Annotated in this window: 14 protein-coding genes; 12 read left to right on the top strand and 2 right to left on the bottom strand. The window is 60.8% G+C overall.

The window, feature by feature from the left end; translation table 11 throughout:
* Positions 1-195 precede the first annotated feature (195 nt).
* Positions 196-891, bottom strand: a complete 696-nt coding sequence (locus tag PseuLF5_RS04010) for a pirin family protein (RefSeq protein ID WP_128616375.1) — start codon at positions 889-891, stop codon at positions 196-198.
* Positions 892-1,153: 262 nt separating this feature from the next.
* Here PseuLF5_RS04010 and PseuLF5_RS04005 point away from each other — a divergent pair, with 262 nt between their 5' ends.
* Positions 1,154-3,628: a UvrD-helicase domain-containing protein gene (locus tag PseuLF5_RS04005; protein ID WP_340132982.1), complete on the top strand. Its 2,475-nt coding sequence runs from the start codon at positions 1,154-1,156 to the stop codon at positions 3,626-3,628.
* Positions 3,629-3,678: 50 nt separating this feature from the next.
* Here the strand turns inward: PseuLF5_RS04005 and PseuLF5_RS04000 are convergent, their stop codons facing one another.
* Positions 3,679-3,951 (bottom strand): DUF1652 domain-containing protein, encoded by a 273-nt coding sequence (locus PseuLF5_RS04000; protein ID WP_123468581.1) that lies wholly within the window; start codon positions 3,949-3,951, stop codon positions 3,679-3,681.
* Positions 3,952-4,214: 263 nt separating this feature from the next.
* Between PseuLF5_RS04000 and PseuLF5_RS03995 the strand changes: the two genes are divergently transcribed.
* From PseuLF5_RS03995 to PseuLF5_RS03945, 11 genes are all read left to right on the top strand, one after another.
* Positions 4,215-5,030 (top strand): AraC family transcriptional regulator, encoded by an 816-nt coding sequence (locus PseuLF5_RS03995; RefSeq protein WP_267794807.1) that lies wholly within the window; start codon positions 4,215-4,217, stop codon positions 5,028-5,030.
* A gap of 52 nt (positions 5,031-5,082) precedes the next feature.
* Complete coding sequence (locus tag PseuLF5_RS03990) at positions 5,083-6,489, top strand: NAD(P)/FAD-dependent oxidoreductase (protein ID WP_222832953.1); 1,407 nt, start codon at positions 5,083-5,085, stop codon at positions 6,487-6,489.
* A gap of 30 nt (positions 6,490-6,519) precedes the next feature.
* Positions 6,520-6,864, top strand: coding sequence for a cupin domain-containing protein (locus PseuLF5_RS03985; RefSeq protein WP_123468586.1), 345 nt, complete (start codon positions 6,520-6,522; stop codon positions 6,862-6,864).
* A 55-nt stretch (positions 6,865-6,919) separates the two neighbouring features.
* Positions 6,920-8,005 (top strand): polyamine ABC transporter substrate-binding protein, encoded by a 1,086-nt coding sequence (locus PseuLF5_RS03980; RefSeq protein WP_340132981.1) that lies wholly within the window; start codon positions 6,920-6,922, stop codon positions 8,003-8,005.
* Between the two features lie 465 nt (positions 8,006-8,470).
* A complete protein-coding gene (locus tag PseuLF5_RS03975; RefSeq protein WP_123468593.1) occupies positions 8,471-9,934 on the top strand; it encodes a serralysin family metalloprotease in 1,464 nt (487 codons plus the stop codon).
* Between the two features lie 92 nt (positions 9,935-10,026).
* The gene (locus PseuLF5_RS03970; RefSeq protein WP_158277043.1) at positions 10,027-10,449 is read left to right on the top strand and encodes an AprI/Inh family metalloprotease inhibitor; all 423 of its coding nucleotides are present in this window, start codon (positions 10,027-10,029) and stop codon (positions 10,447-10,449) included.
* 211 nt (positions 10,450-10,660) lie between these two features.
* Positions 10,661-12,436, top strand: coding sequence for a type I secretion system permease/ATPase (locus PseuLF5_RS03965; RefSeq protein ID WP_123468597.1), 1,776 nt, complete (start codon positions 10,661-10,663; stop codon positions 12,434-12,436).
* Positions 12,433-13,782, top strand: coding sequence for an HlyD family type I secretion periplasmic adaptor subunit (locus PseuLF5_RS03960; protein ID WP_186745231.1), 1,350 nt, complete (start codon positions 12,433-12,435; stop codon positions 13,780-13,782). Before PseuLF5_RS03965 ends, PseuLF5_RS03960 begins: the two co-directional genes overlap by 4 nt.
* Before the next feature lie 2 nt (positions 13,783-13,784).
* Positions 13,785-15,155 (top strand): TolC family outer membrane protein, encoded by a 1,371-nt coding sequence (locus PseuLF5_RS03955; RefSeq protein WP_340132980.1) that lies wholly within the window; start codon positions 13,785-13,787, stop codon positions 15,153-15,155.
* 481 nt (positions 15,156-15,636) lie between these two features.
* Positions 15,637-18,588 carry an autotransporter serine peptidase EprS gene (eprS, locus tag PseuLF5_RS03950; protein ID WP_340132979.1) on the top strand — a complete coding sequence of 984 codons (2,952 nt, stop codon included), beginning with the start codon at positions 15,637-15,639 and terminating at the stop codon, positions 18,586-18,588.
* A 224-nt stretch (positions 18,589-18,812) separates the two neighbouring features.
* Positions 18,813-21,899 carry an autotransporter domain-containing protein gene (locus PseuLF5_RS03945; protein ID WP_340132978.1) on the top strand — a complete coding sequence of 1,029 codons (3,087 nt, stop codon included), beginning with the start codon at positions 18,813-18,815 and terminating at the stop codon, positions 21,897-21,899.
* The last annotated feature ends 2 nt before the right edge of the window (positions 21,900-21,901 follow it).

Here is a 21,901-nt window from a genome sequence, read left to right as displayed (position 1 = left end):
CTTATCTGCTTTTGGAGGGGGCTATCTGTGGCGAGGGGATTTATCCCCGTCGGACTGCGCAGCAGTCCCCTTCAATAGAAAAGCAGGGCCGTTTCGCGACCCGGTGGGGATAATCTCTCGCCATAAGAGCCGTGTTGGCGGTAGATAGAAAAAAGGGGTGACCGTCATGGTCGCCCCTTTTTTTTTGCCTGCCATTTACGCCAGATCCACCAGCACGATTTCACTGTCTTCAATCGCGGTCACGGTCAGCACCCGTTCATGCGCCACGGCCACGCCGTCCCGCGCCTGAGCGCGCAAACCGTTGACCTCAATCACGCCGGTCGCCGGCACCAGATACGCCCGGCGCCCTTCATCGAGGCGATATTCCGCCGTTTCCCCGGCCTTGATGTTGGCGGCCACCAGGCGCGCATCGGCGCGGATCCGCAAGCTCTGGTCGTCGCCAGCCTTGCCGCTGGCCAGGGTCACAAAGCCTTCGCGTTGACCTTTGGGGAACGGTTTCGCGCCCCACGACGGTGGTGCACCGGTTTCGGTCGGCAGAATCCAGATCTGAAAGATCTTGGTGTCTTTCGCTTCCAGGTTGTACTCGCTGTGCGCGATGCCGGTGCCGGCGCTCATGACTTGCACGTCGCCCGCTTCGGTACGGCCCTTGTTGCCGAGGTTGTCCTGGTGGGTGATCGCGCCTTCACGAACATAGGTAATGATTTCCATGTCGCGATGCGGGTGTTGCGGGAAACCGGTGCCCGCGGCAATCACGTCGTCGTTCCATACGCGCAGGTTGCCCCAGCTCATGCGCTGAGGGTCATAGTATTCGGCGAACGAGAAGTGATGATGGGCATCCAGCCAGCCGTGATGGGCACCGCCCAGCGAGCTGAAGGGTCTGAGTTCAAGCATGATCGTCTCCTTTGAAGGTTCGCCACGGGCGTGCAGACTGCACCCAGTGGTATATGACGGCGATCATCTATCAGGAAAGCATCGATAAAAAGCGTAAAAAGTGCGGCATGAGTATCGAATAAATTGATTGGAACAGCTGGAAAATCGTCGCATCGTACCTTCAGTTCATCCGCTAAGCCGATGACCTGTAAGCATTTCGCTAGAACTCGGCGGCGAATACAGACACCATAGCCGCAACAGCCTCACCCCGGAGTCCGTCAGCGTGGCGCAACACACCCCCGATCTTCCCCCTGAACTTCGTCCTTTGGCCGAGATGCCCTGGTTCAAGCGTCTGGCCGCGCGTTTCTTTGGTCATGGGTTGACCCGCCTGCGCGCGCAACACCGAGCGTCGTGGTTGCACGGCCAGGCTGATGGTTTCCGCAGCGGTCATACCGCCGGTGTCGAATACGGCTTCAAAGAGGGCAAGCTCGAAGGGTTGGAAGAAGGGCGCCAGGTGCTGCTGATCCGTGACAGTCGCAGCACTGAACATCGTCCGCCGAATGTCGACAACCATTTATTCGATGACTGGCGCCTGCCGCTCACCGCCGAGCTGAAGAAGCGTATGAAGGCTGATGTTGCGCGGTTACTGCCCGAGTCCGCGCAACCGAGCGCCGCACAGTGGAAGATGATTTTCAGCGATACACCGTCGACTTCCGTTGTCGCGGGCGCCGGCGCCGGCAAATCCACCACGCTGGTGCTGCGCATTCTGTTGCTCACGCATTATCTGGGCTTTGAGCTCGACTCAATGACCGTGGTGACCTTCACCCGTGAATCGCGCAAGGATTTCATCAACAAACTGCTCGAACTGTTCGCCCTTTGGGGCCAGCCGCTGAGCCTGAAGCAGGCGCGGGAGCTGGTGCGCACCTTCCATTCGCGCATTCTGCCGATGGTGCGCAGCTTGCCGGGTTTCGAGCGCTTGCAGGCGTTCGAGAACCTCAGTCACCGGGTTCAGGGCGCTGAAGACGAGGTGGACAGCAATCCGTTCGACCTGCGGATCAACGACGCCCAGCGCCAGCAACTCAATGCCTGCTATCACCGCTTGTTCAACGAAGACGAGCGTTTTCGGCAACTGATCCAGCCGCTGTCCCGGGCGGGCTTGCAGCTCAAGGAGCTGGAGCGCGATCACCCGGATGTGCAAAAGCGCATGGCGGTGACCGAGCTTGCGTCCCGACGCGATGAAGAGCTGTGCGATGTCGTCGAGGATCTGTGGTTTCGTGCGGGTGCCTGGCCGATCAAGGGCATTGAGCCCAATCGCCAGACGTTCGACATCAACGGCTCGACATTCCACTGCCATGGCTACATTCCGAGTCTGGACGCCTGGGTCGTGCTCGGCTTCGATCCAAGGGAAAACCCGCAAGTCTGCCGGCCCAACGCCAAGCTGACCGTACGTGCGGAATGGGCGGTCAAGCGCACCCTGTTTCAAGCTTTCTGTCGTAAGCCATTGATCTGGATGGACAGTTACGAATCATCAAAGCGCGTTCTGGCCACGTTGGCAGGCGACGCGACGGCCGGTCCGGGCTTCGATTACAAGGTCAAGGGCGAGTTGGCATCGGCGCCGTTGCTCGACTGTTTTGTCGCCGCCGCCGGTTTCATCGAAAACCTGGGTCTGGACGTGCCCGACGCGGTGGGCCGCATGAGTTTCGCCAAGGATGACCCGGACCGGTTCTTCTTCGAGACGCTGAGTCTGTTCTGGCGCGCTTTCGAAGATCACTTGCTCGATCAGAAACCGCCGGTGATGACCTACAACCGAATGTTTGCGCTGTTCAGTGAGCACTCGCCGGAAAATCTGAAACTGCTCGGTGACGAACTGCTCCGGCCGATGGCGCACCTGATGATCGATGAATTCCAGGACGTGTCGCCGCAAATCGTCTCCTGGATTCGCGCCAGTCTCACGGAGATCCGCAGCCGGGGCCCGGCCATGCATGTCGGGCGAGGCGCGCAACGCTCATCGTTGCTGTGTGTCGGGGATGACTGGCAGTCGATTTACGGCTGGCGCGGCAGTTCGCCGAGTTACTTCATGGAATTCAACAAGGAATTCCCGTCACCGAGTACCACGCGGGTGATGCTGAGCGACAACTACCGCAGTCACCAACACATCATTGATGCGGCTGAACACATCGTCCGCGCGGCGCCGGCGATTCCCGGCAAGAAAGCCAGGGCGAGTGGCGAGCCCAAGCCGGTGCAACCGGTCAATGTGCTGGATCGTGATGATCAGGGATTGGCGCAACGGCTTGCCGAACACTATCGCCAGGGTCATTCGATCTTGATGCTTTATCGAAAAAGCAGCGATAAGTCATTGATTGAAGAGTATATTCAGTCGGTAGTTAATGTGGATTCGAGCTTGCCCTACGAAGCCCGACGCCTGAAGCAGCTGACGTATCACAGTGCCAAAGGCTTGCAGGCCGATGCGGTGTTTTTGCTCGGCGATTGCCAGCACCTGACCAGTTCGCCTTACAAGAATCAGGTGTATCGCATGGCCGGATTGGGCAAAAGCGGCGACAGTGAACCCTACGACACGGCGCAAAAAGACGAAATCCTGCGCCTGGCTTACGTCGGCATCACCCGCGCGGTCAGCCATTGCTACTGGTACGTCGAACCGCAGGACGCGCAGGCGGTGAACATGCCCCGAGCATCCGACCGGGTCGCCAAGGGCAAACCGTTCTTTGTCGACCATCGCCCCGACAAACAAAGTGCCTGACCATGAAAAAGCCCGCATCAGTGCGGGCTTTTTTGTTCTCTATCAAAAGCTTAGGCGTAATTTTTAATGGATTCTGGAGGTACGAAGGATTCCAGCTCATCTTCCACCGCCTCAATGATGCGCTCGACATCGGCTGCATTCATCACGGTGGCGCAAGGGATGCCGGCGATGGCGATCATGGTTTCACCGCTGGCGCGATCAAACAGGCGGGCAATCATGCTGCCCGGTGCATCCATCGTGGCTTCGAAACCCATGGGATGAAAATGCCAGCGCATCAGTTGGCAGGCATTGGGGAACGTAACTTTACTTGACCCTTTATTCATGTGTTGCCCGCCTTCTTCATCGAGCGCTTCCTTTTGCCCATGTTAGGAGGGAAGAGCCTTCATTGGCTCAACCGGTGACTGACATTAAAAGTAGCATCCGGATGTGAAATTCCTGTGAGATTTTTCAGTTCATTTTGCGATTGCTTCGCATTTTTTGATGTAAGTCACGGCCTACACAATCATCGCCAAAAGGCCACTAGCGATTAGGCATTGATGCAGATGCCGAACTTGGGCAAGCTCGGTTCTTTTTCGCCGAGCCCCTTATGCACGCCGATAATGACGGCCCGGAACAGACCCAGGCCACGGCCGCCACGGTCATGCGCTATCACTTGAGCTGGAAGCATCGCGACCTGGACAGCGTTATGGCGCTGTATCACCCGGACATTCAGTACAACGATTTCTTCCAGAACCGCGTGCTCGGCCTCGACGAATTGCGCGAGTACGTGCGCGTCAGCATGCCGCGAGAATCCGACGAATTGCTCGAGCATTGCGATCGCATCCGTGTCGACGGCAATACCGCCTTCATCCAGTACGAAGTGACATTGCGCGGTGGTGAAGGGCTGGTGTCGTTCCGTTCCAGTGAGGCGCTCACGGTCAAAGACGGCTTGATCTGGCGCGTCAACGAATACGCCTCGCTGGTGCGCACGCAGAATCAAAGCAGCAAGGCACCGAGCCAGCGTCCAGCGGTCAGTCGCCTCGGCCTGTCGCCGCGCCAACTGAGCTTTATGGCTGACGATCTGCAGCAGTACTTCGAGCGCCAGCAACCCTATCTCGATCCCGAACTGGACCTGCAACGGGTGGCGAAGGAGTGTGGCTACAGTCGCAATCAGATCTCCTACCTGTTGAATCAGGTGCTGGGGCAGAGCTTCTATCGCTACGTCAATCAGGCGCGCCTGCAGCATTTGCTGCGCTCGCTGGACACTGCCGCGCCCCCGTTGCGTATTGATGAACTGGCGTTCGCCGCCGGCTTCAATTCGTTGTCGGCGTTCTACAGTTGTTTTCGCCAGCACACCGGCCAGTCGCCGAAGGCGTACGCCAAACAAATTTCTTTGCGGACACGCGCGCAAGACTTCTCCTGAGCCCACGCACTAGGATCGACGCCATCGAAGGTTTTCAGTGGCGGAGTCTTGCATGCCGGCGTGGCGCACTATCAGTTTGTGGATGGATCAACTCGACGAGCCGCTCATGGCGCGGCCAGCGCTGGAGCAGGATCTGGATGTCGACGTGGCGATCATTGGCGCCGGGTACACCGGGTTATGGACGGCGTACTACCTGAAGAAACTCGCCCCCGGCCTGGACATCGCCATTATCGAGGCACAAACCGCCGGTTTCGGCGCGTCCGGGCGCAATGGCGGCTGGCTGATGGGAAATATGCTGGGCGAGGATCGCTTGCTTGCCGGTTTGTCGCCGCAACAGCGTCGCGCCTCGTTCGATCTGCTGCACTGCATCCCCGATGAAGTGGAGATCGTCCTCGAACGCGAAGGTATTCACTGCGATTATCGCAAGGGCGGCGTGTTGTATTGCGCGGCACGCTATCCCGAGCAGGAAGCCACTCTGCGCGACTACCTGGCCAAGCTGCACAGCCAGGGCCTGACAGACGACGACTACCGCTGGCTCAGCCCTGAACAACTGGCACAACAGATTCGCGTGGCCAAACCGTACGGCGGCATCTTTGCGCCGCACGTAGCGACCATCCACCCGGCGAAGCTGGTGCGTGGCCTGGCGCGGACGGTTCAGGGCATGGGCGTGAAGATCTACGAAAACAGTCCGGTCACCCATTGGCAGTCGGGCAGCTTGCGCACGGCCAAGGCCAGTGTGCGCAGTCGCTGGATTGTGCCGGCGGTGGAGGGGTATTCGGTGACCTTGCCACCCTTGGGGCGCTACCAGTTACCGGTGCAAAGCCTGATCGTCGCCACCGAACCATTGTCTGCGGCCACCTGGGACGAGATCGGGCTCAATCGCGGCCAGGCCTTCAGTGAATTCAGCCGTCAGGTCACCTACGGCCAGCGCAGTGCCGACAATCGCCTGATCTTCGGCGCCCGTGGCGGCTATCAGTTCGCCGGCAAGTTGCGCCACAACTTCGATCTGACCCGCGATGAAGTCGAACTGCGCCGCTATCTGTTCGGTGAACTGTTCCCGCAGTTGAAGAACGTGCAGATCACTCACGCCTGGGGCGGCAATCTCGGCATGTCCCGGCATTTCAAGCCGCACATGCTCTGCGACCGCGCCAACGGGATCGCGCTGTCGGGCGGTTACGGCGGCGAGGGCGTCGGCGCCAGCAATCTCGGTGGCCGTACGCTGGCGGACCTGATTCTCGAGCGCGACACCGAATTGACGCAGCAACCCTGGGTGTTGCCGGACGGCGGCATTCACGCCCTGCGCGCCTGGGAACCGGAGCCGTGCCGCTGGCTCGGTTACAACGCCATCATCAAAAGCTTCGTTCATGAGGACCAGACCCTGGCCAACCCGGCGACCGCGCCCTGGCGGCGCAAACTCGCCAGTCGGGTGGCTGGCTTCATGGAAGGTTTCATGCACTAAACGCCGTTCTATTCAACAGCAGGTCAGACCATGAGCATTACGCAGTTCAAGAACACCGCCACATTGCAGCTGGACGAATCCAACCCGGTGGCCGTGCCGCTGGGCGAGCCGGTCGCCATTGCGTCGACCACCAGTGTCGAGCGCGACGATGGCGTCGAAACCGGCGTCTGGGCGTGCACCCCCGGGCGCTGGCGCCGGCAGATCACCGCTCAGGAGTTTTGCCATTTCATTTCCGGCCGTTGCACGTTCACCCCGGACGGTGGCGGCGAAACCCTGCACATACAAGGTGGCGACGCACTGATGTTGCCGGCCAACACGCTCGGTGTCTGGGATATCCAGGAGACCGTGCGCAAGACCTATGTCCTGATTTTCTGATTGTTTGATCCTTTGATTGCCTGCCAACAAAAAAAGCCCCTACAGGAATCGACCCATGATCCAGAAAACCCTCGCACTGGCGCCGCTGTTGCTGGTCGCCTCCATCAGTCACGCGGCCGAAACGGTCAAGGTGTACAACTGGTCCGACTACATCGCGCCGGACACCACCAAGCATTTCGAGAAGGAAACCGGTGTCGGCGTCACCTATGACGTCTACGACAGCAACGAAACCCTCGACGGCAAACTGATGACCGGTAAATCCGGTTACGACGTGGTGTTTCCCTCCAACCACTTCATGGCGCGGCAGATTCAGGGCGGGGCGCTGAAAAAGCTCGACAAGAGCCAGTTGCCGAACTGGAAGAACCTCAATCCGGTGCTGCTCAAGGCGTTGCAGACCAACGACCCGAACAATGAGCACGGCTTCCCGTATCTGTGGGGCAGCACCGGCATCGGCTACAACGTCGCCAAGGTCAAAGCGGTACTGGGCGACAACGCGCCGGTGGATTCCTGGGACCTGATTTTCAAACCCGAATACATGGAAAAACTGCAGAAATGCGGGGTAGCCATCCTCGACAACGGCCCGGAATTACTGCCGGCGGCGCTCAATTACCTCGGGTTGCCGCACCACAGCAAGGACCCCGAGGACTATAAAAAAGCCGAAGCGCTGTTGATGAAAGTTCGGCCATACGTCAGTTACTTCCACTCCTCGAAGTACACCAGCGACCTGGCCAACGGCGACATTTGTGTCGCGGTGGGTTTCTCCGGCGACATCCTGCAAGCGGAAAACCGCGCCAGGGAAGCGAAAAACGGCATCGAGATCGGCTACGCGATTCCCAAGGAAGGCGCGGCAATCTGGTTCGACATGGTTGCCATGCCTGCCGACGCGCCGGACGAGAAGGCCGGCTATGCGTTCATGAACTACCTGCTGCGCCCGGACGTCATGGCCGGCATCAGCAATTACGTGCATTACGCCAACGGCAACGAACAGGCCGACAGCCTGATCGACCCGGCGATCAAAAATGACACCAAGGTCTATCCGAGCCCGGAGATGATGGGCAAGCTGTTTGCGCTGGAGGCGATGCCGCTCAACATCGACCGAATCCGTACCCGCGTCTGGAACAAGATCCGCACCGGCAGCTGATATTCTTGCGTCTACAAATCCCTGTGGGGGCGGGCTTGCTCGCGAAAGCGGTGTGTCATTCGACGGCAATGTTGACTGATCCGATGCCTTCGCGAGCAAGCCCGCTTCCACAGGGATTTCCAGTATTTGAACGATTGATATCAATGCGCTGGCACGCACTAATAAAGTGCAGGAAAGTGAGACGCGGCTAACAAAAAACAACTTACCGATATTTAATATTTAAATAGAAAATCGTCTGACAATTAGGCGAAAGCACATCGCTTAAAACATTCTTTCGACCCCGCACGCTTTGTTTACGGCAGTTTTTCGAAACAGCTTAATTTGATCTCAAAAAAATGCTTTACGACAGATTTCAAATTGTGTCAGGTTTCTTACGCCTTCATTGGGCGAGTGATAGGACGATCTCGCCAGAGATTGTCGCTATCGGACAAAAACTGTTCCATTGCTAAACAAGGAAGTGTGTTTATGTCGAAAGTAAAAGCTAACGCTATTGATATCACCGCAGACACATTTGTGCCTGTCGGCGCCGTGCAGTCTCTGGCTGCCACCAGCTCCGCCTGGAACCAGATCAATAGCTTCAGCCATCAGTACGACCGTGGCGGTAATCTCACGGTCAATGGCAAACCCTCCTTCTCGGTGGATCAAGCCGCTACCCAGCTGTTGCGGGACGGTGCTTCCTGGCACGACCTCAACAACAGCGGCAAGATCGAACTGACCTACACCTTTCTGACGGCCAAAACCGCCAACTTCAGCGGTCTGGGCGTCACCGGTTTCAGTCAGTTCAGCGCCCTGCAGAAAGCCCAGGCCGTGCTCGCCATGCAATCCTGGGCGGATGTTGCCAACGTGACATTCACCGAAGCTGCCCGTGGTGGCGACGGTCACATGACCTTCGGTAACTACAGCGGCGGCCTGGACGGTGCAGCAGCGTTTGCCTTCCTGCCAGGCACCGAGCCAGGCTATGACGGTCAGTCCTGGTACCTGACCGGCAGTGGCTACGACGTTAACAAGACACCGGGCCTGAACAATTACGGGCGTCAGACCCTGACGCACGAAATCGGCCACGCCCTGGGCCTGTCTCACCCTGGCGACTACAACGCCGGCGAAGGCAACCCGACTTACAAGGATGCTTCCTACGGGCAAGACACCCGCGGTTACAGCCTTATGAGTTACTGGAGTGAAAGCAACACCAATCAGAACTTCAGCAAGGGCGGGGTAGAAGCCTACGCGTCCGGCCCGTTGATGGACGACATCGCGGCGATTCAGAAGCTCTACGGTGCCAACACCACCACCCGTACCGGTGACACCACCTACGGTTTCAACTCCAACACCGGTCGCGACTTCCTCAGTGCTTCGTCGTCGAGCGACAAGCTCGTGTTCTCGGTATGGGACGCGGGCGGCAAGGACACCCTGGACTTCTCCGGGTTCACCCAGAACCAGAAGATCAACCTCAATGATGCCTCGTTCTCCGACGTTGGCGGCATGGTGGGTAACGTGTCCATCGCCAAGGGCGCGATCATCGAGAACGCCATCGGCGGTTCGGGCAACGACCTGCTGATCGGCAACAGCGTGGCCAACGAGCTCAAGGGCGGTGCCGGCAACGACATCCTCTACGGGGCTGGCGGTGCCGACAAGCTGTGGGGCGGCGCGGGTTCGGACACCTTCGTGTTCGCGGCCAGCTCCGACTCCAAGCCGGGTGCGATTGATCAGATCCTCGATTTCGTCAGCGGTCTGGACAAAATCGACCTGACCGGCATCACCAAAGGTGCCGGCCTGCACTTCGTCAGCGCCTTCACCGGTGCGGCGGGCGATGCCGTGTTGACCTCGTCGGGCGGCAACAGCCTGCTGTCGGTGGACTTCTCCGGGCACGGCGTGGCCGACTTCCAGGTCAGCACCGTGGGCCAGGCAGCGACCAGCGACATCGTGGCGTGATGTAACAGGGAAAGCGGCGCGTCATGCGCCGCTTTCTTTACTTGCATCGGTTGGATCTGTAGGCAAGGCTACGCGCCGGAGCGAATATTCCCATGATCAGTAAAGCTTTTACCTACAAGGCAGTGGCGTGGCTTTCCGCGGCGTTCATCATGATTTCTGGAGAAACAAGTATGGCAAGCAGCCTCAGACTCGAAGATCCCTCGGTATTTGCCGGGCAATGGCAGGCGACGCTGACGGCGCGCGAAGATGCGCCGCAGGCGCAGACCCTGCAGGACAAACCCTCGAACACGTGCGTCATCGAGCTGGAGGCCAATCAGACCCTGGGCAAAGGTGCCGACTGCCTGGGCGCATGGCTTGAGCAAACACCCATCGGCTGGTTTCCCGAGCCCGATGGCCTGTCGGTCACCGGTAAGGAAGGCTCAAGAATCCAGTTTTTCAGCCGACAACGTGATGGGCTTTATCTGACGACTTTGAAATCAGGCTTGGTGATTACACTTGAGCGCTCGGCGCAATAGTCTTGATCAGGCAGCGCATGAAAGGGTTTTAATATAAAGCGTCAATGAAAGGTTATAAGCCGCGATGTTCATGGCAACTGCGCCGCATTAAATAGCGCTAGTTGTTATGAAAGTGTAAGCGGCCACCGGCAAAGAAAGCGCCGACTGTGTGCGGTTAATTAATTTGAAGTCTCGTCAATGACTGGCGAGAGATATCTCTCAGGAATAATCAATGAAGATGGCGAAGGCCCCAGCCACCGCTCCCCTCATCAAGGCATTGGGTGACTATAAAAGCATTCTGATCAGCGTCGGTTGCTTTACCGCACTGATTAACGTGCTGATGCTGGTGCCCTCCATTTATATGCTTCAGGTGTATGACCGGGTACTGTCATCGCAGAACGAAACCACCCTGGCGATGCTGTCGCTGATGGTCGTTGGTTTTTTTGCCTTCATCGGCCTGCTCGAGGTAATCCGCAGCTTCATCGTCATCCGCATCGGTAGCCAACTGGAGCGCCGTTTCAACCTGCGGGTCTATCAGGCCGCGTTCGAGCGCAACCTGTTCAAGGGCGAGGGCAATGCCGGGCAGTCGCTGGGCGACCTGACCCACATCCGCCAGTTCGTCACCGGGCCGGCGCTGTTTGCGTTTTTCGACGCGCCGTGGTTCCCGGTCTATCTGTTCGTGATTTACCTGTTCAACGTCTGGCTCGGCGTCCTCGCCACGGCGGGCGCGCTGCTGCTGATCGCGCTGGCGTGCCTCAACGAATACATGACCAAAAAGCCGTTGGGCGATGCCGCCGGTTTTTCGCAGAAATCCAGTCAACTGGCGACCAGTCATTTGCATAACGCCGAAACCATTCAGGCAATGGGCATGCTTGGTTCGCTGCGCAAGCGCTGGTTCCAGGTGCACTCGCGTTTCCTCGGCCTGCAGAATCAGGCCAGTGACACCGGGGCAGTGATCAGCTCGATGAGTAAAACCCTGCGCCTGTGCCTGCAATCGCTGGTGCTGGGGCTGGGTGCGTTGCTGGTGATCAAGGGCGACATGACCGCCGGGATGATGATCGCCGGTTCCATTCTGATGGGCCGCGTTCTGAGCCCGATCGACCAGTTGATCGCCGTGTGGAAACAGTGGAGCGGGGCGAAGCTGGCGTATCGCCGCCTCGATGCCTTGCTGCAAGCGTTTCCACCGAGCGACGAAGCGATGGCGTTGCCGGCGCCGAAAGGGCAGATCACCTTCGAGCAAGTCAGCGCGGGCCCACCGGGGCAACGTGCAGCGACCTTGCACATGGTCAATTTCCATCTGGGTGCCGGTGAAGTGCTGGGTGTGCTCGGGGCTTCCGGCTCCGGCAAGTCGACGCTGGCCCGAGTCCTCGTCGGCGTGTGGCCGACCCTCGGCGGTATCGTGCGCCTGGACGGCGCCGACATCCACCGCTGGAACCGCGACCAGCTCGGCCCGTACATCGGCTACCTGCCGCAGGACATCGAACTGTTCAGCGGCAGCATCGCCGAGAACATTGCGCGGTTCAGCGAGGCCGACCCGCAGAAAGTGGTGGCGGCCGCACAACAGGCCGGCGTCCACGAGATGATCCTGCGTCTGCCGCAGGGCTACGACACACAACTGGGCGAGGACGGCAGCGGTCTGTCCGGCGGCCAGAAGCAGCGCGTGGCCCTGGCCCGCGCGATGTACGGCACGCCGAGCCTGGTGGTGCTGGACGAGCCGAACTCCAACCTCGACACCGTCGGCGAAGCCGCCCTGGCCAGCGCCATCGCCCAGCTCAAGGCCCAGGGCACCACGGTGGTGCTGGTGACGCACCGTTCTTCGGTGCTGGCCCAGGCCGACAAGTTGCTGGTACTCAACGAGGGTCGTTTGCAGGCCTTCGGTCAGAGTCAGGAAGTGCTCAAGGCGCTGTCCGGCCAGCAGGAGCAACAACGTGAGAAAGCTGCACAAGCACCGGGCGGGCTCAGCATGAGCCGGCAGTACCAGCCCTCGACAAGGAATTCGGGTGTATGAGCAGCGCCAGCATGAACACTGAAAACGAAGCGAACATGGAACACGCCTACATCACTGAACGCCCGGAGCGCGACGCGAAGTTTTTCGCCCGCATGGGCTGGATTCTGGCCATCGTCGGCGCCGGCAGCTTCTTCACCTGGGCGGCATTGGCGCCGCTGGATCAGGGGATTCCGGTGCAGGGCACCGTGGTGGTGACAGGCAAACGTAAAGCCGTGCAGTCAATGAGCAGCGGTGTGGTCAGCCGCATTCTGGTGCGCGAAGGCGAGATCGTGAAACAGGGGCAACCGCTGTTTCGTCTCGACCAGACCCAGGTCGCGGCTGACGTGCAATCGCTGCAAGCGCAATACCGCATGGCCTGGGCCAGCCTGGCGCGTTGGCAGGCCGAGCGTGACAACCTCAAGCAGGTGACCTTTCCGGCCGAACTGAGCAGTGATCCGGACCCGCGTCTGGCCCTGGTGCTCGAAGGCCAGCGTCAACTGTTCAGCAGCCGCCGCGAAGCGTTCTACCGCGAGCAGGCCGGGTTGCGCGCCAGCATCGAAGGCGCCACCGCGCAACTGGCCGGCATGCGCCGTGCGCGCACTGATCTCAATGCTCAGGCCGACTCACTGCAGCAACAGCTGAGCAACCTGCAGCCGCTGGCAGACAATGGCTACATCCCGCGCAACCGTTTGATGGAATATCAGCGTCAATTGTCGCAAGTGCAGCAACAACTGGCAGAGAACACCGGGGAAAGCGGCCGTGTGGAGCAGGGCATCCTCGAATCGCGGCTGAAACTGCAACAGCACGGCGAGGAATATCAGAAGGAAGTACGCACGCAACTGGCCGATGCCCAGTTGAAAAGCGTCACGCTGTCCGAGCAACTGACCTCCGCCGGTTTCGACCTGCAACACAGCGAGATTGTCGCCACCGCCGATGGCGTGGCGGTCAACCTCGGCGTGCACACCGAAGGCGCCGTGGTCCGGCAGGGCGAAACCCTGCTGGAGATCGTACCCCAAGGCACCAGCCTGGAAGTGGAAGGGCACTTGCCGATCAACCTGATCGACAAGGTCGGTACGCATTTGCCGGTGGACATCCTGTTCACCGCGTTCAACCAGAGCAAAACCCCGCGGGTACCGGGTGAAGTCAGCCTGATTTCTGCCGACCAGATGATCGACGAAAAAACCGGCGTGCCGTACTACGTGTTGCGCAGCAGTGTCAGCGATCAGGCCATGGAAAAACTCAACGGTCTGGTGATCAAGCCCGGCATGCCGGCAGAGATGTTCGTGCGTACCGGTGAACGTTCACTCCTCAACTATCTGTTCAAACCGCTGCTCGACCGGGCAGGCTCCGCGTTGACCGAGGAATAAGGATGTTCGGCTGTATGAATAAGCTTTCCATGCTCGCGGCGGCAATGATGCTGCTGGCGAGTCACACGGCAGTGGCGGCGATGGGGCCGTTCGAGATTTACGAACAAGCGTTGCGCAACGACCCGGTGTTCCTCGGCGCGATCAAGGAGCGTGATGCCGGCCTGGAGAACCGCGCCATTGGCCGCGCCGGGCTGTTGCCGAAAATCGGTTACACCTACAACAAGGGCCGTAACTCGTCGAAGGCGACCTCGCTCGACGAACGTGCGCGCAATCGTACCGATGACCGCAACTACAGCAGTTACGGCTCGGCCCTGACCCTGCAACAACCGTTGCTCGACTACGAGGCTTATGCCGCGTATCGCAAAGGCGTGGCGCAGTCGCTGTTCGCCGACGAGAACTTCCGTGGCAAGAGTCAGGAACTGCTGGTGCGGGTGCTGGACAACTACACCAAGGCCTTGTTTGCCCAGGATCAGATTGATATCGCCCAGGCGAAGAAGAAGGCCTACGAGCAGCAGTTCCAGCAAAACGAGCACATGTTCAAACAGGGCGAGGGCACCCGCACCGACATTCTCGAAGCCGAGTCGCGTTACGAACTGGCGACCGCCGAAGAGATCGAGGCGCGCAACGAGCAGGATGCCGCGCTGCGTGAACTGGGCGCTCTGGTCGGTGTGCCGGCGGTGGATATCGGTGATCTGGTGCCGCTGAATCAGAACTTCCAAACCTTCGCGCTGATGCCGGCCAACTACGACACCTGGCACGAAATGGCGATCAGCAATAACCCCAACCTGGCGTCGCAACGCCAGGCGGTGGAAGTGGCACGCTACGAAGTGGAGCGCAACCGCGCCGGGCACTTGCCGAAAGTCAGCGCCTACGCGTCGATGCGCCAGAACGAATCGGAAAGCGGCAATACCTACAACCAGCGGTACGAAACCAACACCATCGGTTTTGAAGTCAGCGTGCCGTTGTATGCCGGTGGCGGGGTGTCGGCATCGACGCGCCAGGCCAGTCGCACCATGGAACAGGCGGAGTACGAACTGGATGGCAAGACGCGCGAGACGCTGATCGAGCTGCGGCGTCAGTTCAGTGCATGCCTGTCCGGGGTGAACAAATTGCGTGCTTACCAGAAAGCGCTGACCTCGGCGGAAGCGCTGGTAGTGTCGACCAAACAGAGCATTCTCGGCGGCGAACGGACCAACCTCGACGCCTTGAATGCCGAACAGCAACTGTTCACCACCCGCCGCGATCTGGCGCAGGCGCGGTACGACTATTTGATGGCCTGGACCAAATTGCATTACTACGCCGGGACCTTGAACGAACAGGATCTGGCGCGGGTGGATGAAGCTTTTGTGGTAGCTCAACAGCCCTCACCCTAACCCTCTCCCAGAGGGAGAGGGGACCGATTGGGGGATATTTCGGAGGTACACCGACCTGATCGAGCGGTGCTGAATCCACATTCGACCCGATTCTTCAGGTCGGTGAATGACGCAAGACAGCTCGGTCGGCTGCTTCACCCGGAGGGAAAGGAGACCGATTGGGGGATATTTCAGAGGTACACCGACCTGATCGAGCGGCGCTGAATCCACATTCGACCCGATTCTTCAGGTCGGTGAATGACGCAAGACAGCCCGGTCGGCTGCTTCACCCGGGGGGAGAGGGGACCGATTGGGGGATATTTCAGAGGTACACCGACCTGATCGAGTGGCGCTGAATCCACATTCGACCCGTTTCTTCAGGTCGTTGAATGACGCAAGACATCTCGGTCTGCTCCCTCTCCCTCGGGGAGAGGGCTGGGGTGAGGGGAACAGGCAGCACCGCAGAAAAACCTGCATAAAACAATAAAAGTGAGTGGTGAACATGGACGTACGCTTCAAGCCGGCATCGGTCGGCACCCTGTTGCTTGCAGTTTCTGTTGCGCAGGCCCAGGCGCAGTACCTGGAAACCGGCAAACCCGGCGATCCCGCCAGTTGGCGCAGCACCGAGTTTCTGCGCGACTGGGGCCTGGAACGCATGCAGGCCGACCAAGCCTATGCCGCCGGCATCACCGGCAAAGGGGTGAAAATCGGCGCGCTCGATTCCGGTTTCGATGCCGCCCATCCCGAGTTCGCCAGCGACCGCTATCACCCGGTACTGGCCAGCGGCAGCTACGTTGACGGCTCGCTGTTCAACGTCGACGGCACCCTCAACTCCAACAACGACTCCCACGGCACCCACGTGGTCGGCACCATGGGGGCGTCCCGCGACGGCAGCGGCATGCACGGGGTGGCGTATAACGCGCAGCTCTACGTCGGCAACACCAACAAGAACGACAGCTTCCTGTTCGGCCCCAACCCCGACCCGCGTTATTTCAAAGCGGTGTATGACGCCCTGGCCGATGCCGGCGTGCGCGCGATCAACAACAGCTGGGGCAGTCAGCCGCCGGATGTCAGCTATCGCACCCTGGCCGATCTGCACGCCGCCTACGCCCAACACTACAACCAAGGCACCTGGCTCGACGCCGCAGGCGACGTGTCGCGCCGTGGTGTGATCAACGTGTTCAGTGCCGGCAACAGCGGTTACCCGAATGCCAGCGTGCGTTCCGCGCTGCCGTACTTTCAGCCGGACCTTGAAGGTCACTGGCTGGCCGTCTCCGGGCTCGACCAGGGCAATCAGCAGAAGTACAACCAATGCGGTCTCGCCAAGTACTGGTGCATCACCACGCCGGGGGCGAAGATCGACAGCACCATCCCCGGTGGCGGTTACGCGATCAAGTCCGGCACCTCGATGGCGGCGCCGCACGCCACCGGCGCCCTGGCGCTGGTGATGGAACGTTACCCGTACATGAACAATCAGCAGGCGCTTGAAGTACTGCTGACCACCGCCACGCAGCTCGATGGCTCGGCTACCGACGCACCGACCGCTCAGGTCGGCTGGGGCGTGGCCAACCTGAACCGGGCCATGCGCGGGCCGGGCCAGTTGCTCGGCGCGTTCGATGCCAGTCTGGGGGCGGGGCAGCGCGATATCTGGAGCAATGACATCTCCGACAAGGCACTGATCCAGCGTCAGAGCGAGGACCTCGCCGAACACAATGCCTGGCAGCAAACCCTGCAGGACAAGGGCTGGCAGAACGGCGTCCCGGGCGGTGCCAGTCAGCAGGATCAGACCGACTATGCCATCGGCAGCGCCCGCGACGCAGCGGCGACGCAGCGGATTTATCAGGGCAGCCTGATCAAGTCCGGCGCCGGGCAGCTGATTCTCACCGGCAACAATACCTATCGCGGCCCGACCACGGTCAATGGCGGCTTGTTGACGGTGAACGGTGCGCTGACGTCTGCCGTGACCGTGAACGACAACGCTACGCTCGGCGGTTCCGGGCGCATCGGCGCGTTGACCGCCAACAGCGGCAGCCGCGTGGCGCCGGGCAATTCCATCGGCACCTTGAACGTGGCCGGTGACGTAACCTTCGCGCCGGGTTCGACTTACGCGGTAGAACTCTCGCCGACCAGCAGCGATCGGATCGTTGCCGGCGGCACGGCAACCGTTAGCGGCGCCACGGTCAGCCTGTCGCTGGAAAACAGCCCGACACTGCTCAGCAGCGCCGAGACGCAAAGCCTGCTAGGGCGCCAGTACGACATCCTGCAAGCGGCGGGCGGCATACAGGGCCGGTTCGGTGCGGTGCTGCCGAATTACCTGTTTATCGGTGGCAGCCTCGACTATTCCGGCAACGGCATTCAGCTCGACATAGAACGTAATTCAACCGCGTTCGCCAGCGTCGGCCAGACCCCGAACCAACGTGCGGTGGCGGCGGCGGTGGAAGGTCTCGGCGCTGGCAATTCGGTGTATGAAAGCCTGTTGCTGGCAGCCGACGCGCCGGCCGCGCAACACGCCTTCCAGCAGTTGAGCGGCGAGATCTATCCGGCGCTCGGCTCGATGCTGATCAATGACAGCCGCCAGTTGCGCGACGCGCTGGGTGAGCGTCTGCACGATGCCTCGGCGGCGCACAGCAACGGCTGGATCAAGGCCCTCGGCGCCTGGGGTACCACCGATTCGAGCCATGACACGGCGGGTTACAGCACCTCGATTGGCGGCCTGCTGGCCGGTGTCGACGGCGCCCTCGACGAGCAGACCCGCATCGGGCTGGTCACCGGCTACAGCGACAGCTCATTGAGCATGGGCTCGGGCACGCATTCATCGGCCAAGGTCGACAGCTATCACCTCGGCGCGTACGCCGGCCATGAAACCGGCGCCTGGCGCTTGAGCACCGGAGCGGCGTACAGCTGGCACCGTGCGGATGTGAAGCGCGACTTGCAGTACGGCAACGTCAGCGGCAAACAGAAGGCCAAGGTCGATGCGAGCACCACGCAGGTGTTCGGTGAAGCGGCGTATCGACTGCACCTGCAACCGTTGGCACTGGAGCCGTTCGCCAACCTCGCGTATGTGCACCTGGACACCGAAGGCTTCAGGGAAAAGGGCAATGCGGCGGCATTGAAAAGCACCGGCGACCAGCGTGATGCGGTACTGAGCACCCTCGGTGTGCGCGTGCTGAAGACCTTCAACCTGTCGGCGCAGCAATCGCTGGACGTCAGCGGCCACCTCGGCTGGCAGCACAGCCTGAGCGCTATCGACTCCGGGCAGCACCTGCGTTTTGCCAGCGGCGGCACGCCGTATTCGGTGGAGAGCTCGGCACTGCTGCGCGATGCCGCATTGGTGGGCGTGCAGGCCGGTCTGGCGTTGAGCAAGGACGTGCGGGTGAACCTCGATTACACCGGACAACTGTCCAGCCGCGAGAAGAGTCATGGCGTTGGCTTGAGTTTGAACTGGCAGTTCTGACCGAGGGGAGGGATGCCAATCCCTGCGAGAGCTGCCGCAGGCTGCGCAAACACAGACCTGTGGCGAGGGGATTTATCCCCGTTCGGCTGCGCAGCAGTCGCAGCCCCATACGACTCGGTTTGCCTGAAAGGTTGCAGGGGGCCGCTTAAATCCCCTCGCCACAAGGCAGTGCATGCATTCGAGATAAACGGATTTTTCGCAACATCACTAAGGAAGGTCGCTGGATGAATAACAACAATACCCCCGCGCAAACGGGTGGCCGCTTTGCCCTGAAAACCCTCACGTGCGCCGTGTTGTGCGCACTGACCAGTTGGGGCACCGCGCACGCGGCGCCCTACGTGGAAAACGGTCGCAAGGGCGATCCCTCGAGTTGGCGCAGCACCGAATTCCAGGCCGACTGGGGCCTGGGTGCGATCGGTGCCGATTACGCCTATGCCGCCGGCTATACCGGCAAAGGCGTGAAGCTGGGCATTTTCGACCAGCCGGTGTACGCCGCGCACCCGGAGTTCTCCGGCAGCAACAAGGTGATCACCCTGGTCACGCGCGGGATCCGCGAATACACCGACCCGTACATTCCGGTGAAGGCGGGTGATGCGTTCCTGTACGACGGCTCGCCCTCGGTCGGTTCCGACGGCAAGCTCGGTGCCCACGGCACCCACGTCGGCGGTATCGCCGCTGGCAGTCGTGACGGTGGGCCGATGCACGGCGTAGCGTTCGGCGCACAGATCATCAGCGCCGACAACGGCGATCCCGGCCCGGAAGACGGTATCGTCCGCGGTAACGACGGCGCGGTGTACAAGGCCGGTTGGGATGCGCTGATCGCCAGCGGCGCGCGGATCATCAACAACAGCTGGGGCATCGGCATCACCGACCGTTTCGACCTCGGTGGCCGCGATCCGGCGTACCCGCACTTCACCGTCAACGACGCGCAATTGCAGTTCAACGAAATCCGCACACTGCTCGGCACCAAACCCGGTGGCGCCTACGACGGTGCAATCGCGGCGGCCCGCAGCGGTATCGTGACGATCTTCGCCGCCGGTAACGACTACAACCTCAACAACCCGGACGCCATCGCCGGCCTCGGCTATTTCGTCCCGGACATCGCGCCCAACTGGATCACCGTCGCTGCGTTGCAGAAGAACCCGGACCTGGCCAGCGCCAATCCGTACATCATGAGCACGTTCTCTTCGCGTTGCGGCTACACCGCGAGTTTCTGCGTCTCGGCGCCGGGCACGAAAATCTACAGCGCGATCATCGAAGGCACCAACGCCGACAACCTGACCACCGGTTACAAAAATTACAATGGCACCTCGATGGCCGCGCCACACGTGGCCGGCTCGATGGCGGTGCTGATGGAGCGCTTCCCGTACATGTCCGGCGACCAGGTCGCCACGGTCCTGCGCACTACCGCCACCGACCTCGGCGCACCGGGCATCGACGCCCTGTACGGCTGGGGCATGATCAACCTGCGCAAGGGCATCGACGGCCCGGCGATGTTCGTCACCGAGCAGGACATCCCCGAAGAGTTCCGCATTCAGGGGGCTTACGGCTCGGGTCAGTTCGTCGCTGATTTGCCGGGTATCGGCGCGATCATCGACAAGGGCAAGCCCACCGAGCGTGTCTGCACCGACATCACCTGCGGCCTCGACACCTGGCGCAACGATATTTCCGGTCATGGCGGTTTGACCAAGCAGGGCCTCGGCACTCTGGTGTTGACCGGCAACAACACCTACAGCGGCCCGACCCTGGTCAATCAGGGACGACTGGCGATCAACGGTTCGCTGCAATCGGCGGTGACCGTGAATGACGGCGGCGTCCTCGGCGGTAACGGCCATATTGGCGCGCTGTCGGTGAAAAGCGGCGGTACCGTGGCACCCGGCAACTCCATCGGCACCTTGAACGTGGCCGGCGACGTGACCTTCGCCCCGGGCTCGACCTATGCCGTTGAACTGTCGCCGACCAGCAGCGACCAGATCATCGCCACCGGCAAAGCGGTGATTGAAGGCGCGACGGTGAGCATGTCCCTGGAAAACAGCCCGACCTTGCTGACCACCAGCGAAGTGCAAAGCCTGCTCGGCACCCGCTACAACATCCTGCAAGCAGCGGGCGGGATCGAAGGCCGCTTCGGTCAGGTATTGCCGGATTACGCGTTCCTCGGTGGCATCCTCGATTACTCGGCGGGCGGTATCCAGCTGGCGGTCGGGCGCAACGAAGCCTCCTTCGCCAGCGTCGGCCTGACGCCGAACCAGCGTGCGGTCGGTGCTGCTGCTGAACGGCTGGGCGCGGGCAATGCGCTGTTCGAAACCCTGCTGTTGTCGCCGAACGCGGCCTCGGCGCAACAGGCCTTCCAGCAACTGTCCGGCGAAATCCACCCGGCTATCGGCACGCTGCTGATCAACGACAGCCGTTACCTGCGTGAGGCAGTGGGCGAGCGTCTGCGCGAACGTGACCTGTTCAACGCCGGTGCACCGACCGATGACCGCAGCAACGCCTGGGTCAAGGTCCTGGGTTCGTGGGGCAAGAGCGATGGCGGGCATGACAATGCCGACTCCAACAGCTCGATCAGTGGCTTGCTGGCCGGTGTCGACGGCTTGATTGCTGAAGATACTCGCTTGGGTTTCGTTACCGGTTACAGCGACAGCTCGTTGAACATGGGCAGTGGCACGCATTCGTCGGCGTCGGTCGACAGCTACCACTTGGGTGCGTACCTGGGGCATCAGATCGACGCACTGCGCCTGACCGCCGGTGCGGCCTACAGCTGGCATCGCGTGGACGTGAAGCGTGAGCTGCAGTTCGGTGGTGTCAGCGGCAGACAGAAAACCAAGCACGACGCCGCCACGACTCAGGTGTTCACTGAAGCGGCTTACGACCTGGGCCTGCAACCGATGAACCTGGAGCCGTTCGCCAATCTTTCGTACGTGCACCTGAACACCGAAAGCTTCACCGAAAAGGGTGACGCGGCGGCGCTCAAAGGCGGCGAAGACAACCGCGACGTGGTGCTCTCGACCCTGGGTGTGCGTGCCAAGCGCACGTTTGCCGTGTCGGACCAGCATCAGCTGGAACTGGGGGCGAGCCTTGGCTGGCAGCACAACCTGAGCAGCGTCGATGCGGACAGCCACCTGGCCTTCGCCAATGGCAACAGCGCGTTCACCGTGCAGAGCGTGTCGATGGATCGTGATGCGGCGGTGGTGGGCGTACGCGCCGGTCTGGCGCTTAATCGCGATGTGCGGGTGAACCTGGATTACAACGGGCTGATCGGTAACAACGAGAAGAACCACGGCGTGGGTCTGACCCTCGACTGGCAGTTCTAAGG

Origin of the sequence: Pseudomonas sp. LF-5 (assembly GCF_037626295.1) — a bacterium.
GTDB classification, from domain to species: Bacteria; Pseudomonadota; Gammaproteobacteria; order Pseudomonadales; family Pseudomonadaceae; genus Aquipseudomonas; species Aquipseudomonas monsensis.
This window is presented reverse-complemented; position numbering and strand designations above follow the sequence as displayed.

Coding starts and splice junctions, on each gene's coding strand:
- PseuLF5_RS03985 (WP_123468586.1), top strand. CDS start 6,520: ATGAGCATTACGCAGTTCAAGAACACCGCCACATTGCAGCTGGACGAA.
- PseuLF5_RS03960 (WP_186745231.1), top strand. CDS start 12,433: ATGAGCAGCGCCAGCATGAACACTGAAAACGAAGCGAACATGGAACAC.
- PseuLF5_RS03975 (WP_123468593.1), top strand. CDS start 8,471: ATGTCGAAAGTAAAAGCTAACGCTATTGATATCACCGCAGACACATTT.
- PseuLF5_RS03945 (WP_340132978.1), top strand. CDS start 18,813: ATGAATAACAACAATACCCCCGCGCAAACGGGTGGCCGCTTTGCCCTG.
- PseuLF5_RS04000 (WP_123468581.1), bottom strand. CDS start 3,951: ATGAATAAAGGGTCAAGTAAAGTTACGTTCCCCAATGCCTGCCAACTG.
- PseuLF5_RS04010 (WP_128616375.1), bottom strand. CDS start 891: ATGCTTGAACTCAGACCCTTCAGCTCGCTGGGCGGTGCCCATCACGGC.
- PseuLF5_RS03955 (WP_340132980.1), top strand. CDS start 13,785: ATGTTCGGCTGTATGAATAAGCTTTCCATGCTCGCGGCGGCAATGATG.
- eprS (WP_340132979.1), top strand. CDS start 15,637: ATGGACGTACGCTTCAAGCCGGCATCGGTCGGCACCCTGTTGCTTGCA.
- PseuLF5_RS03970 (WP_158277043.1), top strand. CDS start 10,027: ATGATCAGTAAAGCTTTTACCTACAAGGCAGTGGCGTGGCTTTCCGCG.
- PseuLF5_RS03995 (WP_267794807.1), top strand. CDS start 4,215: ATGCACGCCGATAATGACGGCCCGGAACAGACCCAGGCCACGGCCGCC.
- PseuLF5_RS03965 (WP_123468597.1), top strand. CDS start 10,661: ATGAAGATGGCGAAGGCCCCAGCCACCGCTCCCCTCATCAAGGCATTG.
- PseuLF5_RS03980 (WP_340132981.1), top strand. CDS start 6,920: ATGATCCAGAAAACCCTCGCACTGGCGCCGCTGTTGCTGGTCGCCTCC.
- PseuLF5_RS03990 (WP_222832953.1), top strand. CDS start 5,083: ATGCCGGCGTGGCGCACTATCAGTTTGTGGATGGATCAACTCGACGAG.